This window comes from Pseudomonas sp. P5_A12 (assembly GCF_056400685.1).
In genome coordinates, this window is sequence record NZ_JBFUKU010000344.1 from 1 (window position 1) to 5152 (window position 5152).

Annotated in this window: 7 protein-coding genes and 1 pseudogene; all 8 read right to left on the reverse strand. The window is 56.8% G+C overall.

Features of this window, described 5'->3' with window-relative positions; genetic code table 11:
- Positions 1–313 (reverse strand): annotated as a pseudogene (locus AC1DSG_RS27310) (tol-pal system protein YbgF); the annotation flags it as partial.
- A gap of 6 nt (positions 314–319) precedes the next feature.
- Positions 320–817, reverse strand: coding sequence for a peptidoglycan-associated lipoprotein Pal (gene pal, locus AC1DSG_RS27315; RefSeq protein WP_007945836.1), 498 nt, complete (start codon positions 815–817; stop codon positions 320–322).
- A 52-nt stretch (positions 818–869) separates the two neighbouring features.
- Entirely contained in the window at positions 870–2150 is a 1281-nt protein-coding gene (tolB, locus tag AC1DSG_RS27320) for a Tol-Pal system beta propeller repeat protein TolB (RefSeq protein WP_477793665.1), read from the reverse strand.
- A 17-nt stretch (positions 2151–2167) separates the two neighbouring features.
- Entirely contained in the window at positions 2168–3247 is a 1080-nt protein-coding gene (gene tolA, locus AC1DSG_RS27325; RefSeq protein ID WP_477793663.1) for a cell envelope integrity protein TolA, read from the reverse strand.
- Positions 3247–3699, reverse strand: a complete 453-nt coding sequence (gene tolR / locus AC1DSG_RS27330) for a protein TolR (RefSeq protein ID WP_161807482.1) — start codon at positions 3697–3699, stop codon at positions 3247–3249. The genes tolA and tolR overlap by 1 nt, the downstream gene beginning before the upstream one ends.
- Positions 3700–3722: 23 nt before the next feature.
- Entirely contained in the window at positions 3723–4418 is a 696-nt protein-coding gene (tolQ, locus tag AC1DSG_RS27335; protein WP_452627901.1) for a protein TolQ, read from the reverse strand.
- A complete protein-coding gene (gene ybgC / locus AC1DSG_RS27340; protein ID WP_477793664.1) occupies positions 4408–4875 on the reverse strand; it encodes a tol-pal system-associated acyl-CoA thioesterase in 468 nt (155 codons plus the stop codon). Before ybgC ends, tolQ begins: the two co-directional genes overlap by 11 nt.
- Positions 4876–5001: 126 nt before the next feature.
- Positions 5002–5152: Holliday junction DNA helicase RuvB C-terminal domain-containing protein (locus tag AC1DSG_RS27345; protein WP_477793666.1), on the reverse strand; the 151-nt coding region annotated here is incomplete at its 5' end.

Genomic DNA, 5152 nt, shown 5'->3' on the forward strand with positions numbered 1-5152 from the left:
GATCCTGATATCGCTCCAGGTTCTCTTGCTTCATGCGCGCTACATCATTTTGCAGAACTTCGATCACACCCTGTTGGCGTGAGATCTGCTCCTGCATGGATTGCAGTTGGTTAAACAGCTCGCCCTGTGCCGAGACAGGGGTCGAAACCCCTCCCCCGGCATAGGCGCCGTTCGTACCGTAACCCGCAGGCGGATAACTGCTCCCGCTATTGTTATAACCGGAGTTGTTATCGACCACAGGAACCGCAGCCCACACCGCAAGCGGTGCGAGACTGAGAGCCAAGACAGTTACAGCACGACGGCACGTTCGCATGACGAATTACTTACGCAGTTCGACGCGACGGTTTTGAGCCCAGGACTGCTCGTCGTTGCCGGTAGCAACTGGACGCTCTTCGCCGTAGGAAACCAGTTCCAGCTGAGCTGGGGAAACACCTTGCAGTACCAGGTAGCGTTGAACGGCTTTCGCACGACGCTCGCCCAGTGCCATGTTGTACTCACGAGTACCACGTTCGTCGGTGTTGCCTTCCAGAACAACGCGAGCGCCGTTTGCTTTCAGGTCTTTCGCGTGAACGTCCAGAGCGCGCATGGCTTCTGGCTTCAGGTCCGAACTGTCGTATTCGAAGTAGAAGATGGTGATTGCGCGCAGAGCAGCTTCTTCGCTCAGGGAACCATCAACGGCACCAGTGTTTGCGCCGTAACCAGCGTTTGGATCTACTGCGCCTTCACCGGCATTGTCGCCGCCTTTGGACGAGCAACCTACAGCTACAGCCATGGCCAGTGCCAGCGCAGCAAATTTACCAAACTTCAGCATTTCCATCGTGAAACTCCTAATGAACCCCAATGTGTTAAGTACAACGTGTAGCGCCGCGTCAGTTCAGGTAAGGGGACCAGGAAGGTTCTCTGACTTCGCCTTGTGCGGTAGGAAGCGGGAGCCTTACGCGTCCATTAATGGACACGAGCATCAAGACTCCCCGGCCCTGCTGGCGGGTGGCGTAGATTACCATGGTGCCGTTAGGCGCGACAGTAGGCGACTCGTCCAGAGTGCTATCAGTGAGGATCTTTACACTACCTCGCTGCAAATCCTGGGCCGCAACCTTGAAATTGGTGAAGCCATCCTGGCGGTGAATCATCACCAGAGTCTTTTCATCAGCTGAAAGCTTCGGGTTGGCGTTGTAGTTACCCACGAAGGTCACACGCTCCGCACCGCCACCACTGACGCTGGTTTTGTAGATCTGTGGCTTGCCGCCACGGTCGGAGGTGAAGTAGATGGTCGAACCATCCTTACCCCAGAACGGTTCGGTGTTGATGCCTGGACCGTTGGTGACGCGAGAGATCTGACGCGAACCCAGGTTCATCACGTAGATGTCCGGGTTGCCATCCTTGGACAATACGAAGGCCAGGCGATTGCCGTCCGGAGACCAGGCTGGCGCGCCGTTCAGGCCTTCGAAGTTGGTGATCTGCTCGCGGCGACCGGTATCGATGTTCTGCACGAAAATGCGTGGGCGCTTCTGCTCGAACGACACATACGCGATGCGCTTGCCATCCGGTGCAAAACGCGGCGACAAAATTGGCTCGCGCGATTGCAGCAAGGTCACGGCGCGGGCACCGTCATAGTCCGAACGTTGCAGCGTGTAGCGCGTGTTCTTCTCGGAGAAGCGCTCGGCTGTCACGTACAACAGACGCGTCGAGAACGCACCTTTGATRCCGGTSAGYTTTTCAAASGACTGGTCGGCGATGTAGTGCGCCATGTCGCGCAGTTGATCAACGCTGCCCGACACGCTGCCGGTCAGCACTTGCTGCTCGGTGGCGACGTTGAACAGMGCGTACTGCACCTGCAGACGACCGCCKGCYGGAACAATGCTGCCAACCATAATGTACTGGGCGCCAACCGCCTTCCAGTCACGGAAAATGATCTCGCTGGCCTGGCTCGGCAGGCTGATCATGTTCTGCTTTGGAATTGGCGAGTAATAACCCGAGTTGCGCAGGTCGTTACCGATGATTTCGGCCATATCGTCCGGCAGCACAGTACCGCCCTGGAAAGCGAACGGAACGACGGCGATCGGGGTCGCCCGATCAGTGCCACTGGTAACCAGAATGTTTTTCTCATCTGCCATCGCCATCCCTGCCAGGCAGCAGATAGCGACAAGCATTCCTCGAAGAAGGTTTCTCACGGGGCTAAATCCTCAGGCGTGAATGTCATCTTGAATGAACGATACGGAGCGAAATCACTCGGCTTCATTCCCTGCATTTCTATCAAACGTCCAATATTCTTGACCGCCGCTACAGCGGACGCGTCAAACGGACCGTCACCGCTGGACTTGGTCACGTTGACCGAAGTCACCGTACCGTCCGGCAACATGCCGATTTGCAGCATGACTGTCATACCTTTGCGTGCCGAAGGTGGACGAGCCCAGCCTTCCGCCGCACGAATACGAATCAGATCATCGAAACTGCCGGCGACTTCATCACCCTGTTCATCCGCCAAGGCCTGCTGGCGCTGCGGCGTGTCGGAAAGCAAATCGGCCAAGGCCTGAGCCTTTTTGTCTTCGGTCGATTTACGCGCCGCATCCTGCGATTTCTTCTTCGCAGCATCGGCAGCAGCTTTCTTCTTCGCGTCTTCGGCGACTTGCTTCTTCGCCTCTTCAGCTTCAGCTTTCTTCTTGGCGTCTTCGGCGGCTTTCTTCTTCGCGTCTTCGACGATTTTCTTCTTCGCTTCTTCAGCGGCCGCTTTCTTGGCCTCTTCTTCAGCAGCTTTCTTGGCTTCTTCTTCGGCTTTCTTCTTGGCTATATCAGCCAATTGTTTCTCTTCGGCCTTTTTGGCTTCGGCGGTCTTCTTCGCTTCATCGGCTTTCTTGGCTTCATCAGCCTTTTTCGCCTCATCCGCTTTCTTCGACTCGTCGGCCTTCTTGGCTTCCTCGGCCTTTTGAGCTGCCTCTTCTTTCTTTTGTTCCGCTGCCTTCACCGCTTCCTGCTCGACCTTCTTCTGTTCCAACTGTTCGATTTCGGTTTGACGCGCAGCAGATTTCTGCGCCTCACCCGCAATCTTCTGATTGGTCTGGGTGGTCGCCCGACTTTTCGATTTCAGCTGGTACAGCGTCGCCTGGACAATCGGCTTGGCCGGCGGCAACTCAGGCGTCATGGCAAAACTGACGAACAGCATGCCGAACACCAGCACGTGCAAGCCAATCGCCCAGACACTAGGCCAGAAGTAGCTTTCCGAGGCTGTTGGCTCTCGTTGTTGCTGCATCAGGGCGCCTCGGTAATCAAGCCAACATTACCGACTCCGGCCTTCTGCAACCCGCCCATGGCGCCCATGACCGAACCGTAGTCGACGGTCTTGTCGCCGCGGATGAACACCTGAGTGCGCTTGCCGCCTTCAGTGCCGGCACGAATGATCTTGGTCACCGCGTCAGTCATCTGCGGCAAGGTCATGGCCTTGTCCTGCTGCTTTTCGGTGTCGACTTCGCTGCCAAGGTTCCAGTAGTAGGTCTTGTCAGCCTTGATCGAAATGGTCAGGACCTGGGTGTTGTTGTCCTGCGGCAAGGCTTCGCTGGAAACCTTGGGCAGATCAACTTTCACGCCCTGATTGAGCATCGGCGCGGTCACCATGAAGATGACCAGCAGTACCAGCATCACGTCGATGTAAGGCACTACGTTCATCTCGGCTACCGGCTTGCGCTTTTTGCGAGCTCGAGCGATTAAAGCCATTGGAAATTACCTGCTTATTCTTCGCTGGTGTGCACTTTGCGGTGCAGGATCGCCTGGAATTCATCGGCGAAGGTGTAGTAACGGCCCAGCAGGGTTTCGCTGCGAGCAGCAAAACGGTTGTAAGCGATTACGGCCGGGATGGCGGCGAACAGACCGATCGCGGTGGCGATCAGTGCTTCGGCGATACCTGGAGCCACAGTGGCCAAGGTCGCTTGCTGGGCAGCGGCCAGACCACGGAAGGAGTTCATGATGCCCCAGACCGTACCGAACAGACCGATGTACGGGCTGACGGAACCGACGGTGGCGAGGAACGGCAGGCTCTGCTCAAGCTTTTCTTCTTCGCGGGAGATCGCGACGCGCATCGCACGGGCCACACCTTCCATGACCGCTTCCGGATCAACGCCTGGCTGCTGGCGCAGACGGGAGAATTCCTTGAAACCGGCACGGAAGATCTGCTCGACGCCCGAATCCGGATCAGGGTTGCTGCCGGCCTGACGGTAGAGTTTGGACAGATCGATACCCGACCAGAAGCGCTCTTCAAAGCTCTCCAGGGCACGTCGACCGGCGCGCAGCAGATTGCTGCGCTGAAAGATCATGATCCATGAGGTGACCGATGCGGCTACCAGGATCAGCATTACCAGTTGCACCACGATACTGGCATTGCTGACCAGGCTCCACATGGAGGTATGGTCGACGACGTTAGCTTCCACGCTTAATCTCCTGCTTTGAGTGTGTACCCGCGCCGCTCACGTCGGCAAAGGCCGCACGTAGAGCTTCGGGAATGGCCCGGGGTTTTAAACTTTCAGTGCGCACACAGGCCACCAAAAACTGCCCTTCGCAGAGCAGCACATTATCCGTAGCCCGCCTGACCTGCTGTTTGAAGCGCAGGCTGACACGGTTCAATTCGATTACTTCAGCGCTTACCAGAAGCTCGTCGTCCAGTCGCGCCGGCGCGTGGTAACGCGCTTCGCTGGAATGCACGACAAACAACAGGTCCTCACCTGCCAGCGCCGATTGGGCAAAGCCCAGATCTCGGAGCCGCTCGGTTCGAGCCCGTTCCATAAACTTGAGGTAATTGACGTAATACACGATGCCGCCGGCATCGGTGTCCTCGTAATAAACGCGACAACGATGTGCGAACGGCTCAAGCCCGTTTTGCGCGCGCATACTCTAGTGCTTACTCCTCAGGTTGCCAATCGGCCAGGCAACTGTTTTTCATTGATCTGCGACTTTCCAGCGAAAGTACGGTCCTGAGACCGCACAAACGCCGAATATAACAGTGCGCAAAGATTATTAATCGTCCACGGCATCAAGGAACTCGTCTACGACGGGCATTTCGCCCATTCGTGACGGGATGTTTAATCCGAAGTGCAAATACGCATGCCGGGTCACCACTCGCCCCCGAGGAGTGCGCATGATGTAGCCCTGCTGGATCAGGTAAGGC